This is a genomic window from Chryseobacterium nakagawai (genome assembly GCF_900637665.1).
GTDB lineage: Bacteria > Bacteroidota > Bacteroidia > Flavobacteriales > Weeksellaceae > Chryseobacterium > Chryseobacterium nakagawai.
The window spans coordinates 1163228-1183283 of the sequence record NZ_LR134386.1 but is presented as its reverse complement, the minus strand read 5'-3'; the positions used below and the strand labels follow the sequence as shown (position 1 = coordinate 1183283).

At 35.2% G+C, this 20056-nt stretch carries 16 protein-coding genes and 3 tRNA genes; 3 read left to right on the top strand and 16 right to left on the bottom strand.

What is annotated here, in order from left to right; all coding sequences use genetic code 11:
• Positions 1-6 precede the first annotated feature (6 nt).
• The 8 genes from EL260_RS05365 to EL260_RS05330 form a co-directional block, all read right to left on the bottom strand.
• Positions 7-1044, bottom strand: a complete 1038-nt coding sequence (locus EL260_RS05365; RefSeq protein ID WP_123859184.1) for an NAD(P)/FAD-dependent oxidoreductase — start codon at positions 1042-1044, stop codon at positions 7-9.
• Between the two features lie 138 nt (positions 1045-1182).
• Positions 1183-2121 (bottom strand): type IX secretion system ring subunit PorN/GldN, encoded by a 939-nt coding sequence (gene porN / locus EL260_RS05360; RefSeq protein ID WP_123859183.1) that lies wholly within the window; start codon positions 2119-2121, stop codon positions 1183-1185.
• 20 nt (positions 2122-2141) lie between these two features.
• Positions 2142-3734, bottom strand: coding sequence for a type IX secretion system motor protein PorM/GldM (gene porM / locus EL260_RS05355; protein ID WP_123859182.1), 1593 nt, complete (start codon positions 3732-3734; stop codon positions 2142-2144).
• Between the two features lie 53 nt (positions 3735-3787).
• Positions 3788-4480, bottom strand: coding sequence for a type IX secretion system motor protein PorL/GldL (porL, locus tag EL260_RS05350; RefSeq protein WP_123859181.1), 693 nt, complete (start codon positions 4478-4480; stop codon positions 3788-3790).
• A 60-nt stretch (positions 4481-4540) separates the two neighbouring features.
• Positions 4541-5962: a T9SS ring complex lipoprotein PorK/GldK gene (gene porK / locus EL260_RS05345; RefSeq protein ID WP_123859180.1), complete on the bottom strand. Its 1422-nt coding sequence runs from the start codon at positions 5960-5962 to the stop codon at positions 4541-4543.
• A 108-nt stretch (positions 5963-6070) separates the two neighbouring features.
• Entirely contained in the window at positions 6071-7924 is a 1854-nt protein-coding gene (glmS, locus tag EL260_RS05340) for a glutamine--fructose-6-phosphate transaminase (isomerizing) (RefSeq protein ID WP_123859179.1), read from the bottom strand.
• Positions 7925-7952: 28 nt separating this feature from the next.
• Positions 7953-9587: a DUF4270 family protein gene (locus tag EL260_RS05335; RefSeq protein WP_123859178.1), complete on the bottom strand. Its 1635-nt coding sequence runs from the start codon at positions 9585-9587 to the stop codon at positions 7953-7955.
• A 15-nt stretch (positions 9588-9602) separates the two neighbouring features.
• Positions 9603-10373, bottom strand: a complete 771-nt coding sequence (locus tag EL260_RS05330) for a glycogen/starch synthase (RefSeq protein ID WP_123859177.1) — start codon at positions 10371-10373, stop codon at positions 9603-9605.
• 171 nt (positions 10374-10544) lie between these two features.
• Here EL260_RS05330 and panC point away from each other — a divergent pair, with 171 nt between their 5' ends.
• On the top strand, positions 10545-11393 hold the full coding sequence (gene panC, locus EL260_RS05325; protein ID WP_123859176.1) for a pantoate--beta-alanine ligase: 849 nt from the start codon (positions 10545-10547) through the stop codon (positions 11391-11393).
• A gap of 374 nt (positions 11394-11767) precedes the next feature.
• On the opposite strand, the gene EL260_RS05320 is transcribed toward panC, so the two are convergent.
• From EL260_RS05320 to EL260_RS05310, 3 genes are all read right to left on the bottom strand, one after another.
• Positions 11768-11840 (bottom strand) — tRNA-Lys (locus EL260_RS05320).
• 59 nt (positions 11841-11899) lie between these two features.
• A tRNA-Leu gene (locus EL260_RS05315) sits at positions 11900-11982 on the bottom strand.
• A 35-nt stretch (positions 11983-12017) separates the two neighbouring features.
• Positions 12018-12090 (bottom strand) — tRNA-Lys (locus tag EL260_RS05310).
• A gap of 115 nt (positions 12091-12205) precedes the next feature.
• On the opposite strand from EL260_RS05310, the gene EL260_RS05305 reads away from it, so the two are divergent.
• The gene (locus tag EL260_RS05305) at positions 12206-12721 is read left to right on the top strand and encodes a shikimate kinase (RefSeq protein WP_123859175.1); all 516 of its coding nucleotides are present in this window, start codon (positions 12206-12208) and stop codon (positions 12719-12721) included.
• Between the two features lie 11 nt (positions 12722-12732).
• Here the strand turns inward: EL260_RS05305 and EL260_RS05300 are convergent, their stop codons facing one another.
• Positions 12733-13170 (bottom strand): RNA-binding S4 domain-containing protein, encoded by a 438-nt coding sequence (locus EL260_RS05300; protein WP_123859174.1) that lies wholly within the window; start codon positions 13168-13170, stop codon positions 12733-12735.
• 55 nt (positions 13171-13225) lie between these two features.
• Between EL260_RS05300 and EL260_RS05295 the strand changes: the two genes are divergently transcribed.
• Positions 13226-13960 carry a hypothetical protein gene (locus tag EL260_RS05295; protein WP_123859173.1) on the top strand — a complete coding sequence of 245 codons (735 nt, stop codon included), beginning with the start codon at positions 13226-13228 and terminating at the stop codon, positions 13958-13960.
• Between the two features lie 195 nt (positions 13961-14155).
• Here the strand turns inward: EL260_RS05295 and EL260_RS05290 are convergent, their stop codons facing one another.
• From EL260_RS05290 to EL260_RS05275, 4 genes are all read right to left on the bottom strand, one after another.
• Positions 14156-15673: an FMN-binding glutamate synthase family protein gene (locus EL260_RS05290; RefSeq protein WP_123859172.1), complete on the bottom strand. Its 1518-nt coding sequence runs from the start codon at positions 15671-15673 to the stop codon at positions 14156-14158.
• Positions 15674-15726: 53 nt separating this feature from the next.
• On the bottom strand, positions 15727-17073 hold the full coding sequence (mtaB, locus tag EL260_RS05285) for a tRNA (N(6)-L-threonylcarbamoyladenosine(37)-C(2))-methylthiotransferase MtaB (protein WP_123859171.1): 1347 nt from the start codon (positions 17071-17073) through the stop codon (positions 15727-15729).
• A gap of 66 nt (positions 17074-17139) precedes the next feature.
• A complete protein-coding gene (locus EL260_RS05280; protein WP_123859170.1) occupies positions 17140-17730 on the bottom strand; it encodes a DUF1572 family protein in 591 nt (196 codons plus the stop codon).
• Positions 17731-17824: 94 nt separating this feature from the next.
• A complete protein-coding gene (locus EL260_RS05275; protein WP_123859169.1) occupies positions 17825-19927 on the bottom strand; it encodes a T9SS type B sorting domain-containing protein in 2103 nt (700 codons plus the stop codon).
• Between the last annotated feature and the right edge of the window lie 129 nt (positions 19928-20056).

Genomic DNA, 20056 nt, shown 5'->3' with positions numbered 1-20056 from the left:
TAAAAATTACTTATTAAATCTATTTAATGAGACTTCTTCATGCAATGGAATATCTTCTTCAATAAAACGGAAAAGATCCCTTGAGAAATAACATCCGTTCAGAATTCCTCTTGCTCCCAGTCCATTGAAGACATACAAGTTATTGTAGCTTTCATGTCTTCCAATAATGGGCCTTCTGTCTTTTACAGTAGGTCTGAAACCAAAATTAACTTCTTTTACTTCAAAATCATAAGGATAGAATTCAGACAATCCGTTGACTAATTGATTAACCGCCGAATCGTCAATATGATGGTGAAGCTGCTCCCGGTCATAAGTTCCACCATAGAAATAAAGTCCATTTCCGGTAGGAAAAAGGAAATGTTTCTTTTTAATCGTAATATTTTCAGGAATAGGTTGAGAAAGTTCAACTTTTATATGATGTCCCTTATTGGGGGTCACTGCAATTTCTGAAAAATAAGGATTGTCCTTCACTCCCATTCCTTCACAGAAAATAATATTTTTAAAATTAAAATCTTTATAAGTTGAGTCTGATGGATTTAACTTAGCATATTCAAACTTTTCACTGATAAGAAAATCATTTTTTTCAAAATAACTGAATAAACCCATGAAAAAACCATTAACATTTAGTCTGGCTGACTGGTTTACCTTTCCAGCGAGAAAATCGTTTTTTACCACATTTAAAGACTCAAAATTTTCATTCAAAAATTTACATAATTCTTCGTTCTTGGATTTTTTGAGCCAAAGCACCTGTTCATTTTCATCATGAAAAATTCTGTGAATAGATGCATTGATTAAATAATTCTCTCCGGTATACGATTCAATTTCTTTAAGACTGCTCTTTAGAAAATCAATTTGCTCCTGAGCTTTCCAGAATGTGGTAAACTTTTTAAGTACAACAGGATTAATGATCCCCGCAGAAACCTGCGAAGCGCTTTTTCTTCCTTCAGAAAAGATCACAAAGGATTTATTGTTCTTAATCAGTTGATGAGCTAAAAAAAGCCCGGCATATCCATCTCCTACAATAATATAATCTACATTTTTCATATGAGCAATTTCATTTATTTAAAGGTCATACAATCGCCTATATCATTGATTATTGATTAGCAATAAACAAAGGGCGATTTCATAATAAAAAAAACCTGAGTAAAAATACTCAGGTTTTATATAAATATCAAGTGAAATTTAGTAATTCCACATATCATTTTCCATTTCTAGAATTTGCGACTTGATTCTGTTGCTTTCTTCTAGCTGATCATCAGCATCTTTAGGAATATAATCTTTAATAGTACCATCTCCTAAACCGCTTGAAGATTTATAAATTATAGAAGAGAATCTTCTTGCATTGATAATATCATCAAAAGACAGGTCTGCAGAAGAGTTTTTTCTATTGTAAACATAATTGTTTGCTAAAACATCTCTTGCATTCGGATAGAAAATCCAGAATAGGTCGATAAGATCATCATTGCTAGCAATGGGCTTACCATCTGGTCCTATAACTCCTTGTACTGCAGGGTCTGGTCCCATTGCTGCAATACCTAGAGGTCTGTATTTCATCTGTCCGTCTCTTTTATCTACGAACCACATACCCATGATTTTAAGAACTTTTACCTTCTCAGTAGTGGTCTTAAATACATCAGTATATTCTTTTTTCTCCTGTTCAGTTAATTGTCGTCCTGAGTTTAGAATGTCAATCGCAGCGTCATTAATAGTAACTTTTTCTAATCTTTTCTGAATTCCTTCAGGAGAAAGCTTTACTGTAAAGTTTTCGTCATCATACACTTGCTCAATTTTACCACTTAAAGCTGCATCTAACAGTAACTGGTATAGAGATCTTGTAGGGGTAGAAAGAAGACCGTCCGGGTTATCATAGTAAAATGGCTGATTGATCTTATCATTCATATCGATGATTTCCCAAACAAACATACTCTTAAGAATGTCTTTGTCTTCCACAAATCCATATTCAAGAGGCTTTACTGTTTTATCAATAATAGTATCACCAACTTTTTGTTTGTTCTCCGCTCTCATCTGTCTAAACTCTTCTGGAGAAGAAGCGTTCAGAATAGTCTGGGAAAATGCAAATCCCGAAACTAATACTAAAAGGGTGCTAATATATTTTTTCATAATAAATTACAATTTTAGTCCTATTGAACATTAATAATAATAGGAGTAATGTTTTTAATCTGCTGGCCTTCCAATCCTTGAGCTGTTGCTTTGATATCGAAGATAGATACAACATCTCCTGTTCTCAGATTCTTTATTAGTCCTGCTGCCTCACTTAATGTATTTCCGTGGATCAATAGTGCTGCTCTACCAGGTACTCTTACCATGAACTGTGTTACATTGAACGAAACAGGGAAATCGAAGTCAGGAATAGCAGCCTGTACAGATTGGTTAGGAATAGAAGTTGCCGGCATCGACAATACATTCTGACCTCTCATCTGCCCTTGCGGTGGCGGAACATTCTTGATTCTATATTCAAATACCTGAGATACTGATTTACCATAAGGGTCTACTCCAGATAATGTCAATTTCACTGTAGTACCTGTTGAAGGTTTTACAATCCACTTACCAGGTGCTGTATTTCTCACAGTAGCTCCTGGAGCTGATAGTGAAAGTTTAGAGTTATCTGCCCCTAAGATAGATCCTGATACAGGGTTCTCCAATCCTCTATACATTACATTCATTTTATCAGCAGAAAGTAATAATCCTTTTTCAAGTTTTACTTCTCTAGGACCAGCAATCACATTATAAGTATGCGTCCAAGGGAAAGATTGTGGCTTCCCTGAAGCATCTGTTAATGTAATCGTTCCAGCTAATTTATGCTCACCAATACCAGCTCCTGAAATAGGGATGATACCTTTACCATTTTCCTGCTTGCTCACTCCGGAAATGCTAATCTTATTACTGTTAGAATAAGTACCCAGCATTACTTTTACTTCAGCCTGTTTTCCAGTCTGAATATCTGTAGGACCTGAAACAATAGGTTCATAGCTTGTAAATTTGATACTCGCATCTACTTTTTCCTGAAGCATTAATGCTAATGCATCAGATTGTACGTTTCTGGCATCATTTTGGATAATTTCCAAATTAGATATCGCAGCAATTAGTGGTTGATGATAAAATTTATTTTGGAACCAAGTTTTCTCATTTGGAGATTTTCCTTTAGGATACTCTGCAATAAGAGATTTGTTGGCTCTATCTACTAAGTCTTTAAGCTGGTCATTATTACCAAAAGTTTTATTGATGTAATCTCTTACATCATCAATTTTTGCTTTCAGGTCTAATGCATTTTTTGATGGTGAATTTTCATCTCCTTCTTTAAAGAAATATTCCGTAGTAGCTTCATTATTATTTAATGCAGCAAAGTTTTCACTTACGTCAATCTCTTTTCCGGTTTTAGGATCTTTATCATGAAAATCTGATTGCTTTTTCAGTAAATCCTTGATATCCTGAGCATGTTTTACTAACGCATCAATCTTGGTTTTTAATAATTTATAATCTTCCCAAGGTTTTGAGTAAGTATCAGGAACCTGCTGAGCCTTAGCTTCCAGCGTTTTTTCAAAAATCTTTTCGTTCTTTCTTTCTGTTAAAGTTCTGGTTTCATTTAATGCTCTTGTAGAGTCATAATATGATCTGATGATTTCTGCATCAATGTTTAGGGCCATCATCGCGATGAACACCAGATACATCAGGTTGATCATCTTCTGACGAGGGGTCTGTTTTCCTTGTGCCATTCTCTTTTCTTTGTTTTTTGATTAAATAGTTTAAGTTCAGAAATGGTTAGGAATTAAGACTTCATAGCAGTTAGCATACCACCATAAACTCTATTTAAGTTATTAAGATTAGAAGTTAAACCTTGTAGCTCTTGGTTGAATTTTTCAGAATGTTCAACAGATTTCTGCATGTCAGAAACATATTTAGTAGCAAATTCTGCTTGTTTCTTACCGCTTTCCAACTGCATAGCATATAATGCATTCATACTTTCCATATGTTGAGCAGCCTTGTTTAACTGATCATTATATTTATGAGTAGAAGCAGAAACGTCAACAGTTTGATTGATTTGATCTACAGAACTTGAAAACTTGTCAATTCCAGTTCTTAATCTTTCAAATAATTGAACGTCTAATCTTGCATCTTCAAGCATTTTATCCAATTTGTTAGAAAGAGAGTTTTCTAACTCTGCAAATTGGTTACCTGTATTTCTAGTTGTTACATTTGAGTGTAATGGGTTTGGGTTAGCATGTTTATCTAATAATTCAGGGTAAACATTTTCCCAAGCATAAGACTCTTCAGTTTTTGGAGGGTCGAAAGCGAAGATAATAAAGATAATCGCTTCTGTAATAAGCCCTACAGTAAGCGCTATATTACCGTTAATTGGTCCCAGGGTTATGTGAGTAATTTTAAGCCAAGCTCCAAGAATTACAATTGCAGCACCGAATGAATAGAAGAAATTCATCCAAGCATCTTTCGTCTTAAACATATTGAGTTAGTTTTTTTAATGTTAAATAAAATTGTATTGAAAAATAATTGTTTTGGTTTATTATCTGTTAACTCTTCTTGGCTTAACAGCTGCTTCAGGAATGTCCTGTACAGTTCTAAATCCGATATAGCTTCTTGCTGAATCTTTTCTCTCCCAGTCTCTTGCACCCGTCATTAGTGCATATCCTATATCTTTCCAAGATCCACCTCTTACAGATTTTTTAGTATCCTTTTTATCTTTAGTAGAAGGATTTAGTGTAGAAGAGAATCCATAAGAAGAGTTGTTATATGCAGATTCTGTCCATTCAGAAACATTTCCAGCCATATCAAATAACCCAAATCCATTTTTCTTAAATTTCTTAACTGGAGCTGTATATGTATAAGTACCTTTTTTCTCGTCTTCCATATAGTTACCTCTCTTAGGTTTGAAGTTGGCTAAGTAACAACCTCTATCATCCATTAAGTATGGACCTCCCCAAGGGTAAGTGGCATTTTGCATACCACCTCTTGCAGCATATTCCCATTCGATTTCTGTTGGAAGACGGAACTGCAATGGTCTTTGTTTTTTTCTTTTTAAACTTTCGTTGTAATCAGTTTTCAATTTAGATCTGAAGTTACAATAAGCTCTTGCCTGATCCCAGGTAACACCAACTACAGGATAGTTTTTGTAAGCCTTGTGCCAGAAATATTGTTCAAATAATGGCTCATTGTAAGCAAAGTGGAAATCTTTTACCCAAACCGTAGTATCGGGATAAATCGCGATACTTTGGCTTTTCAGGTAATTGGCTCCTCTTTCGTTATCTGCAAGGGCCGCATCCATATCTCCCCAACGGTACGTATACTTCAACTTACTTACATCTAAAATTCTTTCGTTTCCAATTCTTGAAGAAGCAGGCAAATACATAGATTCCAGAACTTCTGCGTACTCTACATCCGGGTATTTTGAAGTACTCCAGTGTAAAGGAATTTTCCAGTCTAATCTTTTGCTAGCATCATAGGTTCCGTCTTCACGGCCCCCTTGACCTTCCATATATTCTTGATAAGGTGTTAAATTTTCTTCTTTTTTAGCAAGGTATGCATAATCTCCTATGCTTGCTCCTCTACGACCACCTTCGTCACCACCTTCTCCGGCAGCTTCAGCGAGTAGAGTTCTTGCAATAGAATCTCTTACATAGTTGATAAATACCCTGTATTCTGCATTGGTAGTTTCTGCTTCATCCATGAAGAAAGAAGAAACAGTAACTGTCTTCAATGATGCTTTTTCAGGTGTATTTGTTGGATCCTGGTCTGCTAAACCAGCAACAAATGAACCTGCAGGAATAGCAACCATTCCGTATGGTCGTTCCGCAACAAATGATTTCGTTTTTTCTCTTGGTATCAATTCTCCTTTTGTTCCTGGCTTCCCTACAGAAGAGCTGCCACCACCTGAACAAGATACCGATGCTACCGACGCAGACAATAATAAAAGAAATATCCTTTTCATGTTAATTTTTATAATTAAGCCGTAAATATATAATTTTTTTAAGAAACTTTTAAGATTTTTTTTGAAATAACGGAAGAAATCTAAATTTATTTTATTTACAACTAATTTTTATTCCACAGTTACAGATTTTGCCAAATTTCTCGGCTGATCTACGTTCGCTCCTCTATATACTGCAATATAATAAGCAAGCAGTTGTAACGGTACTGACGCTACAATTGGAGAGAAACATTCTGAGGTTTCAGGAATTTCAATAACGTAATCTGCCATTTCGCTAACCTGACGATCACCTTTATTGACAACAGCTATAACTTTTCCTTTTCTTGCTTTGATTTCCTGAACATTACTTACAATTTTATCATAGTGTCCTTTTTTAGGAGCTATAATAACAATTGGCATATTTTCATCAATCAGAGCGATTGGTCCGTGCTTCATTTCTGCAGCTGGATACCCTTCTGCATGGATATAAGAAATTTCTTTTAATTTCAAAGCTCCTTCCAGGGCAGCTGGATAATTGTATCCTCTTCCTAAATAAAGGAAGTTTGTAGCCTTCACAAAATCTTTTGCAATATTTTGAGTCAGCTCATGAGTAGTACTTAATACTTCTTCAATCTTTTTAGGAATAGCATCAAGCTCAGCAATTAAGCTCATAAACTCAGCATTTCCTAAATTTCCATTATGCTTACCTAATTTAAATGCAATTAAAGTAAGAATAGTAAGCTGTGCAGTAAACGCTTTTGTAGACGCTACCCCAATTTCAGGCCCTGCATGGGTGTATGAACCTGCATCTGTAATTCTCGCAATAGATGAATCTACTACATTACAAATACCATATATAAATGCCCCTTTTTCTTTTGCTAATTTTAAAGCAGCCATTGTGTCTGCTGTTTCTCCAGATTGAGAAATTGCAATAACAACATCTTTATCAGTAATGATAGGGTTTCTGTATCTGAATTCTGAAGCATATTCTACCTCTACCGGAATTCTTGCATATTCTTCAATAAGGTATTCTCCGATAAGACCTGCATGCCATGAAGTTCCACAAGCAATGATAATTATTCTATTAGCATTTTTGAACTTTTCTACATGATCCCAGATTCCTGCCATTTTAATCACTCCTTCATCTACAAGAAGTCTTCCTCTCATAGTATCATGAATAGACTTAGGCTGTTCAAAGATTTCTTTCAGCATGAAATGCTCATAGCCACCTTTTTCAATCTGTTCTAAGCTTAATTTAAGCTCTTGAATTTCAGGTTCAATCTTAGAGTTGTCATTAATTGTTCTGATATCTACTCCATTTTCTAATGAAATAGTAGCCATGTGACCTTCTTCAAGGTAAATAGCTTCTTTAGTAAATTCCACAAAAGGAGAAGCATCAGAAGCAATGAAATATTCTTTTTCACCAAGTCCGATCGCTAAAGGAGATCCTAATCTTCCTACAACTAATACTCCAGGATAATCTTCATGAAGTACTGTTATAGCATATGCTCCATATACTTCATTTAAAGCATATCTCACAGCTGCCGGAAAATCAATTTCCGGGTTAAGGTCCATAAAATATTGAACAAGATTCACCAATACTTCAGTATCTGTTTCTGATTTGAACGTAAATCCTTTTTCACTAAGCATTGTTTTAATGGTATCATAGTTTTCAATAATACCATTGTGTACTAGAGCTATTTTTCCATTATTTGACAAATGCGGGTGAGAATTTCTGTCGCTTGGAACTCCATGGGTAGCCCAGCGGGTATGCCCCATACCAATATTGGCAGTTCCTTTTAATTGCTTCGAAATATTCACCAAATCTTCCACCTTACCTTTTGTTTTTTCTACTTCAAACTTATTGTTTGAACCTTCCAAAACTATTCCAGCACTATCATACCCTCTGTATTCAAGTCTTCTAAGACCATTAATTACGATCTCATAAGCATCCTGAAAACCTGTATATCCTACTATTCCGCACATATTTATTTTGTCTTGTGTTTATTGTGTTTTATTTATTAGCTGTTGAATAAGTAACTACCAGCTTAACTCTATTTTTATCATTACTAGGATCACTTCCTATCAGTACTACTCTGTTCATATCAGTAGCTCTGGTAGTATATCTTGCTCCATATGGTATTCCACTGTTAGATGGGTTTTTCACAAATGCTCCTAGGTTAATCAATAAAGGATCATTGGCTGCCAAAGTAGTAGTACCATCTTTACCTTCAACAATATTTTTAATCGTTTTTGTTACCACAAATTCATAATATTCAGGAGTGTCTCCATTCTTCGCATTATAATAATACATTGGGAACCCTGCAGTCATATCTGCTGTAAATACAAGGTTTGCATAATCAATTGTACCATCTTGTTTATATGGAAGCGGAACAAGTGTAAATTTACGGTTTGCTGCTACAGATTGAGCATTAACAAATGTATTATCCATATCTACATACACTCTGACTTTAGCCCCTATAATACCAGCTTTATCATTTTTAAACTTATCTTTCAAGCCATTAATAACATCATCCGGAATTTTCACCCCCATAGAAGGTCCTCCCATTCCCTGAAGGAAAATTCTAGAATCACCATTTTTTGTAAATGTAGGTATTACTTTTCCAAGAGCAGAATTGCTTCTATCATATGCATATTGTCCGAGATGAACATTTTTGTTTCCAAGATCAAACTCAAGTTTCGATTGTGATCTGGTTGTAGTACCATTCGCCGTTATATCAGATTTATAATACATAATAATCTGCATATCATTAGGAGAAAACTGGAAAAGATAACCGTCATTTTCTTCCACTGAAAGTTTGATTCCATTGAAGTATCTTGTAAAGTTAGCAGCATCCTGAAGCACGGGTTTTCCTTTTTGATCAAGAATTTTCTGCTGGAAAAATGTTTTATCCAGATTTATTCTGAAACCTAACTTAGCTTCAAATGGTATAGTATTATCCGTTTTATTGGTAATAACAACACTGCTTACATTTCCATCAAAAACACCTGATCCAAGCAATTTATCTGTAGTAACGCCAGTAGCAGTAGAACGGGTAAACTCTGTTTTACTCGCATCTAAGAATGAAGTAACTTCATGCACGTTAATCTTCATAGACTTAAAAGCAGTATCATCTTTACCGTACTTAAAAATTGGATATGTTTTCTTTTCTACAGAAACAGTTACTTTCTCATTTCCAACAGGGAAATCCTTTTTTTCATATGCAGCAGGTGCAATCACTTTATCTGCAATATAATAAGTATCATCTGCTGTATTTGCAGGTGTTCTTACCACCAGCACAACGGAATCTACTTCTGGTTTATCTCCGAAATCAAAGGTAGCAGGTAATCTCAATTGAGTAATATAAGAAGCCTTCTGCATTCCAAATTGACCTTCTTTAAAAGCTCCAAGAACGGCTACATTAGATCCTCCAGTAGCGAGCAGTCCGGTCGCATCACTCCTGATAGAGTCATTATTATTAATATTATAGGCTATAATAGGCAATGAAAGTTCAGTACCTTTTGCAGCATCTTTATCAAAGAGTTGTTGACCAAGCGAATCCGGATCCGGTTCGCAGTTATAAAGAATTGCACTTCCGAAAACCGCCAATAGAAGCATGGCGAAAGTCCTTTTAAGAGTATGAGTCATTAAAAATGTGTTTTTTTAATAAAGTTGATTTATAGAATCTACATCAAGATACTCCGACTTTTGAGTCGCTGTTTCATTGAAAGCCTTATCAAGGTCTTCATCCAGGAATTCATCTCCTTTTACAACAGTATCTACATAGTTCATACTTTCGATAACGAAACTTTTGATCGTTGGATTATCTAACGCTTTTAATCCTGAAATATTATCAAACTTCAGCTTTTCATCGATCTTTTTATCAAGTTCAGCTTCTTTCTCATTGTATAAGGAAAGAACAATCTTTGCATCCTTGAAATAAGTATCTGATTCGTAGTAAGTTTTAAGATAAATTGGAACAAATGAAGACATCCATCCATTCAAATGAATAACATCCGGTACCCAATTGAGTTTTTTGATGGTTTCAATTACTCCTCTGGCAAAGAAAATAGCTCTTTCGTCATTATCATCGAAAGGGGTCCCTTCGTCATCGAAATAATACTGTTTTCTTTTGAAATATTCTTCATTGTCTATAAAGTAAACCTGAAGTCTTTCCCCCGGAAGAGACGCTACTTTAATGATAAGTGGCTGATCCAGGTCATTGATAATAATATTCATCCCTGAAAGACGAATCACCTCATGAAGTTGGAATTTCCTTTCACTTATTTGTCCAAATCTTGGCATAAAAACTCTTACATCATTAACTTCATTGTGCATCTTAAGCGCCATTTTGTTTACCACAGCGGCCATATTTGTATCTTCTTGGTATGGATACATCTCTGTAGTAATATACAGTATTTTTTGATTCGGCATAAACTTTCTATCTAATTTTTGTAAAAATGCTTTAATGTGCAAAATTACAAAAAAACATCCAACATTATTTTAATTAACATTTTTTTACGAAAATTCCCTTTGGCAAATTGGTAAAAACACATTTTATTATGTGATATTTTTAGTATTTTTGAATAAGTATTAAAATAAACTATGGAAGTTATAAAAAACAGGAAAACCCTTCAGGATTTCATTGAAAGACAGAAGGAAATGGGAAAAAGAATTGGCTTTGCCCCTACAATGGGAGCTCTGCACAAGGGACATCTTTCCCTGTATGAAGAAGCAAAAAAGGAGAATGACCTTGTTATTTCTTCAATTTTTGTAAATCCGACTCAATTTAATAACCCCGAGGATCTTGAAAAATATCCAAGAGATATTAATAGAGACCTCCTGATTTTAGAAAAATCCGGGCTTGTAGATGCTGTTTACATTCCTGAAGTTACAGATATTTATCCTGAAAAAGCAGAAAGTCAACACTATGATTTTGATGGATTGGAAAATGAAATGGAAGGAAAATCCAGACCTGGACATTTTGACGGTGTAGGGACCGTTGTAGAGAAATTATTCAGACAGGTACAGCCTGATAATGCTTATTTTGGAGAAAAAGATTTCCAGCAGTTAGCCATCATTAGGAAAATGGTAGATAAAAAGCACTTACCCGTTAAAATACAAGGAGTTTCTATTTACAGAGCAGATAACGGACTGGCGTTAAGCTCAAGAAACCAAAGACTTCAAGAAGATCGAAAAGAAGCTTCAAAAATCATTTATGAAACTTTAAAAAAAGTAAATGACTGGTTCAGAACGGTTAGTATTCCTGAAATCAAAGAAAGAGTAACAGATATTTTTGACAATCAAAAAGGAATGCAATTAGAATACTTCCTTATTGCAGATGAAAACACTTTACAGGAAACTGATTTCTTCTATAAAGACAGAAAATTCAGAGCCTTTATTGTGGTCGTTGTAGATGGAGTGAGATTAATTGACAATATGCATTTGGATTAATATTTACTCCCAAATGGCTTTCCTAATAAATAAAACATAGCTCTGATCATACCCTGGTCAGAGTTTTTTATTTGAGTTACCCTCCCAACATACTTTCTCTTTCGAATTTCATATACACAAAAATATCATTGACCTATAAAGTAAAGAAATATAAACTCTATCAATCGAGATTACGTTTATTATCTAAGATTTTCAAGCTCATTATTTTTGCAGCTATATCACAAGTAAGGATATCATTGAAGTTTAAAACAGAATATCTTTATTATATTTCAGATTTTAGTTTAAATAAAAATCAAAGGCCTCCGGAAGGAAGCCTTTGAAACACCAAATCACAAAATATTAATATGAAAAAAATTTACTTTTCAGTAAACTTGTGACCCGGCTGGGATTCGAACCCAGGACCCATACATTAAAAGTGTATTGCTCTACCAGCTGAGCTACCGAGTCGGCCACAATTAGGAATAAATATAAAATAATTATTCTTAATTATAAAATTTTCTTTGCAGTGCCTGCGACTGGACTCGAACCAGCACATCCTTAGGAAACCACCCCCTCAAGATGGCGTGTCTACCAATTTCACCACGCAGGCAATAAAATTACAAAATTTGTAATATTTATTGCTAGTGACCCGGCTGGGATTCGAACCCAGGACCCATACATTAAAAGTGTATTGCTCTACCAGCTGAGCTACCGAGTCGGCCACTTCATAAACAAGTTTTCATTTAAGTAATGTCCCTTGTTTTAAGTGGTGCAAAGATATGACTTTTTTCTTTATCTCAAAACTTTTTCGCAAATTTGTTTAAAAAAAATTCATGATAATTTCACTAATTGGATACATGGGAAGTGGCAAATCCCACATTTCCAAAATATTAAGCGATAAAATAGATTTTAAACTCATTGATCTTGACAAAGAGATCTCCAGGAGAAATAAATTAACCATTCCTGAGATTTTTGAGAAAAAGGGAGAAATTTACTTTAGAAAACTGGAAAGAGAGGCCCTTGAAGAAATATTAGCTTCGGAAGAGAATGTTGTATTAAGCCTTGGGGGTGGCACTCCTGTTTACTATAATAATATGGAAATCATTAATCATAATTCCAGAAGTGTATTTTTAAGAACCTCTGTAGGAACATTGGTTGAGAGACTTTCTAAACAAAAAGAAAAAAGGCCCCTAATTGCCAATATTGTTGATGAAGACCTTCCCGAATTTATTGCCAAGCATTTATTTGAAAGGAATCAATTTTACAGTAAAGCTCAGTTTACGATAGGCACTGATGGTAGGGAACCTGAAGATATTGTCAACGAAATAATAGAAAAGCTCTATCACTAGAGCTTTCTATTTTAATCTTCTTCTCTGGTTTCATTATCTGTTTCCCCAAAGAAATCATCCCAATCGGTAAAATCTGTATCAATATCATTTCCTACATAATCATCCATCTCCCTTCTGTCCTTTTTCGTAGGCCTCCCCTCTCCCTTGTTTCTGTAATAATCCTGGGACATTTTACGCAGTTTCAGCAATTCGTATTGTTCTTTATCAGTAACATCCTGTATATGTAAAGGAACTAATTTAGCTCCGATTCTGCTTTTAGGAATCTGAAGTACTTTTATTTTATAGTCAATCTGGTTCTTACGAATCTTGATGACATCTCCTTCTTTTACCTCCTTAGATGACTTTACGGCAGATGTTCCCATAGAAACTCTATTCTTTTTAATCTCCTCAGCTGCAATACTTCTCGTCTTATAAAAACGAATGCTCCACAAAAATTTATCTATTCTCATATTTTTTTATACTTTTGCCGTTATATTATTTGTAAAGTAATTAAAGTTTTTTGAAATGAAAAAAATATTTTTATATATCCTTGCCGGATCTCTGTGTTTTTCTGCCTGTAAAAAAGATGATGATGTAAATACTTACCAGGAACCCGCAGATATTAATGTACAGAACACATATGACGATCAAGCTATTGCAAAATTTCTGGATGAAAATTATTTGGATGCACAAGGGAATATAAAAGCTTTCAGCGCCACTGATACTTCTGATGATAATGAGAAGAAATTATCACAATTGGGAGTTGAAAAGCTTCCTTCAGGAACAATGTATATCATGAGAAACGGAGCACAACCTGCCCCAGACAATGGTAAAGTAATTGGAACTGATGATATCATTAAAATAATGGGTAGGGCTGATTCTTACCTGGCTATTGATAACAATGGAACTTCTGTATTTTCTGCTAAGAGTCCATTTTTAAATACCATAGATGATAGCACAATTCCATTGGTTGACCCAGCTTACTATTACGCAAAGAAAAGTGTAAGAGTAAACAATGGTAGAGAAAGAGATTATTTTGAAATACCTGGTTTCAGAGAGGCATTACAGAAGTTTACCGCTTTTAAAGATTTACCAAATGAAACACCTTACAACCTTCAAGGGGTAATTATTGTTCCTTCAAGAGCTGCTTTTGCTAGAAATGCTTACTATCCTTATGGTGGGTACAATTATAGAAACAAATCATTTGTTTTCAATTTCCAGATCTACGGAACTGAGACAAGGCCTACCGATGATAAATAAAAATAAGCCGTCTATAAATAGACGGTTTTTTATTACTTATACAATTCATCATTGTACAACTAAAAGCATTATGCTTTTTCTAGAATAAGGCATACCATTAGCCAAATTGATCAGATATAAAAAAGACAGATTATAACTATTGCTAATCTGTCTTTTTTAATTTATTAAAGCTGTCTATACAGCCAATTTATTAAATTAAGATCTGGCCTTTTGCTTTACATTTCCTAAAATATCAGGGAAATAAAGGTCTGCAAGGTGGTCAAATTCATCTCCTCTCATAAACATCGTAGCGTCTACTTCTTCATAAGAACTTCTTCCTGCTGCTGCAATTAGCTCATTGCAAGTATGAAGGGTATTTTTATGGAAATGATATACTCTTTCTGCCTTATCTGTAACATCAAGCCCTTTAATAAGCATTTTATCTTGTGTAGCCACTCCTGTCGGACAGTTGTTGGAATTACACCTTAAGGCTTGGATACATCCCAGCGAGAACATAAATCCTCTTGCATTATTACACATATCAGCTCCCATCGCTACTGCTCTTAAGATATCTAAACTTGTAAGTACTTTACCACTGGCAATTACTCTCAGCTTATTTCTCAGATTATAATTATTAAGAGTTCTATTCACAAAGATCAAAGCCGGCTCCAAAGGCATTCCCACTCCGTCTGAGAATTCAGGCGGTGCTGCACCGGTTCCTCCTTCTGCCCCATCAATCGTTATAAAATCAGGATAAATCTTCAGGACATTCATTTGTACACAGATATCTTCAAATTCTTTAGTATCTCCAATACAAAGTTTAAACCCAACTGGCTTCCCACCAGAAAGTTCTCTTAATTCCTTTACAAAATTCAACAATCCGGCAGCATTTGAAAATGCAGTATGTGATGGTGGAGAAATAATAGTCATTCCTGGTTTTACGTGACGAATAGCTGCAATTTCCGGAGTATTTTTTACCCCTGGAAGTACTCCTCCGTGTCCTGGTTTTGCTCCTTGTGATAATTTGATCTCAATCATTTTCACATTAGGAAGCGTTGCATATTTTTTAAATAATTCCGGATTAAATTTTCCTTCTTCATCCCGACATCCAAAATATCCTGTACCGATCTGCCAGCATAAATCTCCTCCTTCCAGATGGTGAGGAGAAACCCCTCCTTCTCCTGTATTATGAAAGAAATTTCCTTTTTTAGCTCCTCTGTTCAATGAGATCTGTGCTCTGTCACTTAATGCCCCAAAACTCATTGCTGAGATATTAAATAAAGAAGCATGATAAGGCTGTGTACACTGCTCTCCGCCTACCCAAACTCTAGGAAGCTCTTCTGATGGAGATTTTGCATAAATAGAATGCTTAATTCCTTCATATTTTCTATGATTTACTTCTAACTGCGTTCCGAAAGCTACAGTATCACTAAGATTTTTTGCACGTCTGTATACAGCAGAACGCTGGTTTCTTGGGAATGGTTTCCCGTCTGTCTCCCTTTCAATGAAATACTGCTGCATTTCGGGTGAAATACTTTCGAAAAAGTACCTCAAGTATCCCAGTACCGGAAAGTTCCTCAAAATAGCATGTTTCGATTGGTAAGCGTTGTAAACTCCCAATGCATAAATAGCGGATAACAGTGTCGGTATCCAGTAATGTGCTTTTATCAGCAGCGCTACAATCCAGGTAGCAACTACTAATACAATTCCCCAAGATAAAAACTTATCTCTCATGAATGTAGTATTTAAAGTTTAAAAATAAATTTAGTGGAAATTTTGCAAAGAGCCTATGCTTTTGCTAAAAAATTTTGGTAGGAAGATTGCACAGAAACTGTGCCATCTGACAGGATTTTTTCTAAATTTAGAAATTCGATTTGATTGACGAATGCAGGATCAAAGTCTTTCTGGACTCTCACATAGTTTTCTGTGAAGCCAAACATTTTCCCGTCTTTATTTTCGTGCTCCCAAAGTACAGGAAGTGTTTTTCCAAGTTGGGTCTGATAAAATGCCATTTTTTTCTTTTCAGAAAGAATTCTCAGCATTTTATTACGTTTTTTTCTTTCAGCTACCGGAATTACGCCTTCCATTGCAGCGGCCTCTGTATTTTCTCTTTCAGAATAAGTAAATACATGAAGGTAGGTAATAGGAAGTTCGTTAAGAAAATTATAGGTTTCCATAAACTTTTCTTCTGTTTCTCCAGGGAATCCAACAATAACATCCACACCAATAGCAGCGTCAGGCATTACCTCACGGATTTTGTTTACCCTGTTATTGTACAGTTTTGTTAGATAACGACGTTTCATTTTTTTCAATAAATCATCGCATCCTGATTGTAACGGAATATGAAAATGCGGAACAAAGCTTCTGCTTTTAGAAACCAGTTCGATACTTTCATCTTTTAAAAGATTAGGTTCAATGGAAGAAATACGGATTCTTTCGATCCCTGCTACTTTATCTAATTCTGAAATAAGATCCAAGAAAGTATGTTCGTGTCGTTTGTTTCCAAACTCACCTTTCCCATAATCACCAATATTGACTCCGGTAAGAACGATTTCTTTGATGTCTCTTCCTGCAATTTCTGTCGCATTCTTAAGAACATTTTCGATGGTATCTGAACGAGAAATCCCTCTTGCTAATGGAATGGTACAGTAAGTACATTTGTAATCACATCCGTCCTGAACTTTCAGGAATGCTCTTGTTCTGTCTCCAATAGAATAACTTCCGATAAAGAAATCGGTTTCTTCAATCTCGCATGAATGAACGATTCCCTCATTATCTGATTTCTCTAAATCATCAAGGTAGCTTAGAATATTAAATTTTTCTTTAGCCCCTAAAACAAGGTCTACTCCTTCAATTTGTGAAATTTCTTCAGGTTTCAGCTGTGCATAGCACCCAACAATAACCACCAGTCCATCTGGATTGGCTTTCATTGCTCTTTTTACATGAAGCTTACATTCACGGTCTGCATTTTCAGTAACTGAGCATGTGTTGATTACATAAATATTTGCTTTCTCATCAAAGCTTACCTTATCATAACCTGCATCTGTTAATTGACGGGCAATAGTAGATGTTTCTGCAAAATTTAATTTGCAGCCAAGTGTGTGATACGCGGCAGTTCTTTGAAAAGCAGACATGTGTTACTTCTGAATTTTATGGGTGCAAAGATAGTAATTTTAATAATAATCCAAGATTGATTCAATCTATTGTTTATATTCGTCTCTTACCTCCGGGCTGTTTTGAAAACAAACGGGTGATGAATTGGCAGCCGATTCTTCTGCAAATAATTTATTTTTCATGTCAACATTGAACTCCTGCGATTTGTTTCTGGCAATAGAAAGCGATTTCCAGTCTTCATTTTTAATCATTTTAGCGATATAAACAATCTGTCCGATATGATATGGATAATGAGCGAGTTGCCTAAAAACGGCATCAATAACAGAATGCCCTTCTCCTCTTATATAGATTGTAGAATAAAGATTTTCTTCATCAATCTGACCTAAAGCTTCAAAAAGACAACGCCAGCCTTTTTCCCAAAACTCAAGTACCTCGTCTTTAGTTTTAAAAGTATTCACAAACTCTTCGTCACGATGGCGCCAGGGTTTTTCACCATCTTCAGTAAGGAAATTAGTCCATCTTGAAAGCATATTTCCTGCAATATGATGTACAATGACTGCAATGGAATTGCTTTCTTCATTATACTGCCAAAAAATCTGTTCATCCATTATCTGTTCAAATGACTGATCACCAAGGGATTTATAATATTCAAAGCGTTTTATAAACAGGTCTTTCATGCTTTTTATTTTGATAACTAATCTAAAAAATTCAAATAGAAAAACCACCTCTCTAGAAGTGGTTTTATCTATGTATTTTATTTATAGTATATTATTATTCGCGGTTTTTAACTAATACCCAGCCAGTAAATTTAACAGGAGTATTCTTGTTGTTATTTTCATTCCACAATACGGAATACCAATAGGTACCAGTAGGAACTCTTCTTCCATTTACCGTTCCATCCCATCTATAGCCGTTAAGCTTATCAGCCTGATGAATCTTAGTTCCATATCTGTCAAAAATATTAATCACCAGATTTTGTTTACCGGATAATGCAGAATAATCAATCACATCATTCACACCGTCAGCATTTGGAGTAATAACATTCACCAGGTTTGGAACAACAATATCAACCTTTATAGGATCACAATTATAGTCATCTTTCACAAAAATCTTATACTCTCCTCTTGGAAGATTGGTAAAAATATTAGAATCCTGCCAAATAATATTATCCAACGAGTATTGATAAGGCGGTGTGCCTCCTAGTACAGATACTGTTATGGTATTACTGCCTACCTCAATATTAGAAATAACAGGCTGTTCAGAAGGTATTACCTTTACAGTTTGGGTAGTAAAACAATCTCCGGTTTTAAGTTTAACCCAATATACTCCAACTCCTACATTAACAGTGCGAGTGGTGGCTCCTGTGCCCCACTGATAGCTTTTAAATCCCGGTCCTGCATCCAAAGTTGTTTTACTTTCTATACATATAGTTTTATCTTTAAGTACATCAGAATATTTCGGAGGAGTCACTACTAAAGTCACTTTAACAACGGCGTAACATCCTCTGTTATTGGCAACTCTTACATACACCACTCCATTGGGTGCAATATAGTTCAGCGGGGTTAAAATTTCATTGGTCTGATGGATGGCATCGGCTTCGGATGGATAATATTTTTTATCTGTATTACTCGGATTCGTTACAAAAGCGTCCGCAAGATTAAAAGATCCTGTACTCGGATTAGACTCTATAAAACAAGTGGTAAGAGTCGCTTCGTTTACAACAACTACAGGATGAAATTTTAATGTAATCTCTGCAATTCCACTGCACCCATACTCAGAAGTCACTTTTACATAAACAGTTCCTTCAGCAGAGATAAATGCATTCGGATTAATGATCTCATTAGTTCCAGCATTAAGATCAAACATACTGGTATAGTATTTCTTAAAAACATTAGGAGCTGCTGTCACATCGGCGGTCGTGAGATCAAAAAGAGCCGTTCCTGCATTATTGTTATTACATTCTATTAACGTGGCATTTTTTACAACAATAGATCCATCCTTAAATTTAAAGGTTCCCGTCTGTTTACATTTATTGAGGGGGCTGCTTGGGTTGGTTGGATCTGTGTAACTGATACTGTAATAATAAACCGTTGTAGTATTTACTGTTAGAGGAGCTGTAATGGGATTATTTACCGTTAATGCATCGTTAGCACTAGTATGATAACTTACACTAAAACCAGGATTACCATTAACGATTCCTGCTGATAAAGTTGTAAAATCAAATACAACAGGATTTCCACAGATAATAACTTCTCTTGGATTAGCCGGATTAGCAGCCGGAATTCCTGGTGGAATAAAAGGATTAGGTTGAAGAACAGGATCAGTAAACGGAGAAGCTAATGTAGCTGTTCCACCCCATGTTAAAGAGAAAGGAGCGGTTGTACTGCTCGTACTGCTTACCCAGTTATCAATAAACAAGTAATAAGATTCACCAGGTAACACATCCAAGTATCTACAATATGGAGTTGTTGACCCTCCTATCGCATTTGTAATCGTACTGGTCATATTTAATCCGGTAGCGGCTCCTACTCCAATAACTGTTGCAGCATTACAACGTATGGCAGATCCCAGACTTCCGCAATTCACATTGGGTCCGAAAATAGCCCAGTCATAATCAGCATCCTGATTATTGGGAACCAGATTAAAGGTAAGAGTACCTCCTGTAGCAATGGTAATTTTATACCAGATTGAATTATGCTCACCCGAGGCATCTATACAGGTCCCGGAATTTACCATTTCTTTGATACTACCATATCCTGTAGGACTATAAGTAATATTCGAATTTCCACAAACAGCCAGTGCCGTGGCACAATCTGCCTGTGAGTATAAAAAATGGGAAATATATAAGAAAGTAAATAGTAAAATTTTTCTCATAGATATATTTGTCTTTATGGTTAAGTCATTTTGAGTCAGATCAATATCCAACCTATACCAAATATACCTATAATTTAATTACAAATAACAAAAGGTGATATTTTTTATGACATTTAAAACAAACACATT

Bases quoted from the DNA above. Each gene is read 5' to 3' on its own strand.
- EL260_RS05365 (WP_123859184.1), bottom strand. From the start codon at position 1,044: ATGAAAAATGTAGATTATATTATTGTAGGAGATGGATATGCCGGGCTT.
- porN (WP_123859183.1), bottom strand. From the start codon at position 2,121: ATGAAAAAATATATTAGCACCCTTTTAGTATTAGTTTCGGGATTTGCA.
- porM (WP_123859182.1), bottom strand. From the start codon at position 3,734: ATGGCACAAGGAAAACAGACCCCTCGTCAGAAGATGATCAACCTGATG.
- porL (WP_123859181.1), bottom strand. From the start codon at position 4,480: ATGTTTAAGACGAAAGATGCTTGGATGAATTTCTTCTATTCATTCGGT.
- porK (WP_123859180.1), bottom strand. From the start codon at position 5,962: ATGAAAAGGATATTTCTTTTATTATTGTCTGCGTCGGTAGCATCGGTA.
- glmS (WP_123859179.1), bottom strand. From the start codon at position 7,924: ATGTGCGGAATAGTAGGATATACAGGTTTTCAGGATGCTTATGAGATC.
- EL260_RS05335 (WP_123859178.1), bottom strand. From the start codon at position 9,587: ATGACTCATACTCTTAAAAGGACTTTCGCCATGCTTCTATTGGCGGTT.
- EL260_RS05330 (WP_123859177.1), bottom strand. From the start codon at position 10,373: ATGCCGAATCAAAAAATACTGTATATTACTACAGAGATGTATCCATAC.
- panC (WP_123859176.1), top strand. From the start codon at position 10,545: ATGGAAGTTATAAAAAACAGGAAAACCCTTCAGGATTTCATTGAAAGA.
- EL260_RS05305 (WP_123859175.1), top strand. From the start codon at position 12,206: ATGATAATTTCACTAATTGGATACATGGGAAGTGGCAAATCCCACATT.
- EL260_RS05300 (WP_123859174.1), bottom strand. From the start codon at position 13,170: ATGAGAATAGATAAATTTTTGTGGAGCATTCGTTTTTATAAGACGAGA.
- EL260_RS05295 (WP_123859173.1), top strand. From the start codon at position 13,226: ATGAAAAAAATATTTTTATATATCCTTGCCGGATCTCTGTGTTTTTCT.
- EL260_RS05290 (WP_123859172.1), bottom strand. From the start codon at position 15,673: ATGAGAGATAAGTTTTTATCTTGGGGAATTGTATTAGTAGTTGCTACC.
- mtaB (WP_123859171.1), bottom strand. From the start codon at position 17,073: ATGTCTGCTTTTCAAAGAACTGCCGCGTATCACACACTTGGCTGCAAA.
- EL260_RS05280 (WP_123859170.1), bottom strand. From the start codon at position 17,730: ATGAAAGACCTGTTTATAAAACGCTTTGAATATTATAAATCCCTTGGT.
- EL260_RS05275 (WP_123859169.1), bottom strand. From the start codon at position 19,927: ATGAGAAAAATTTTACTATTTACTTTCTTATATATTTCCCATTTTTTA.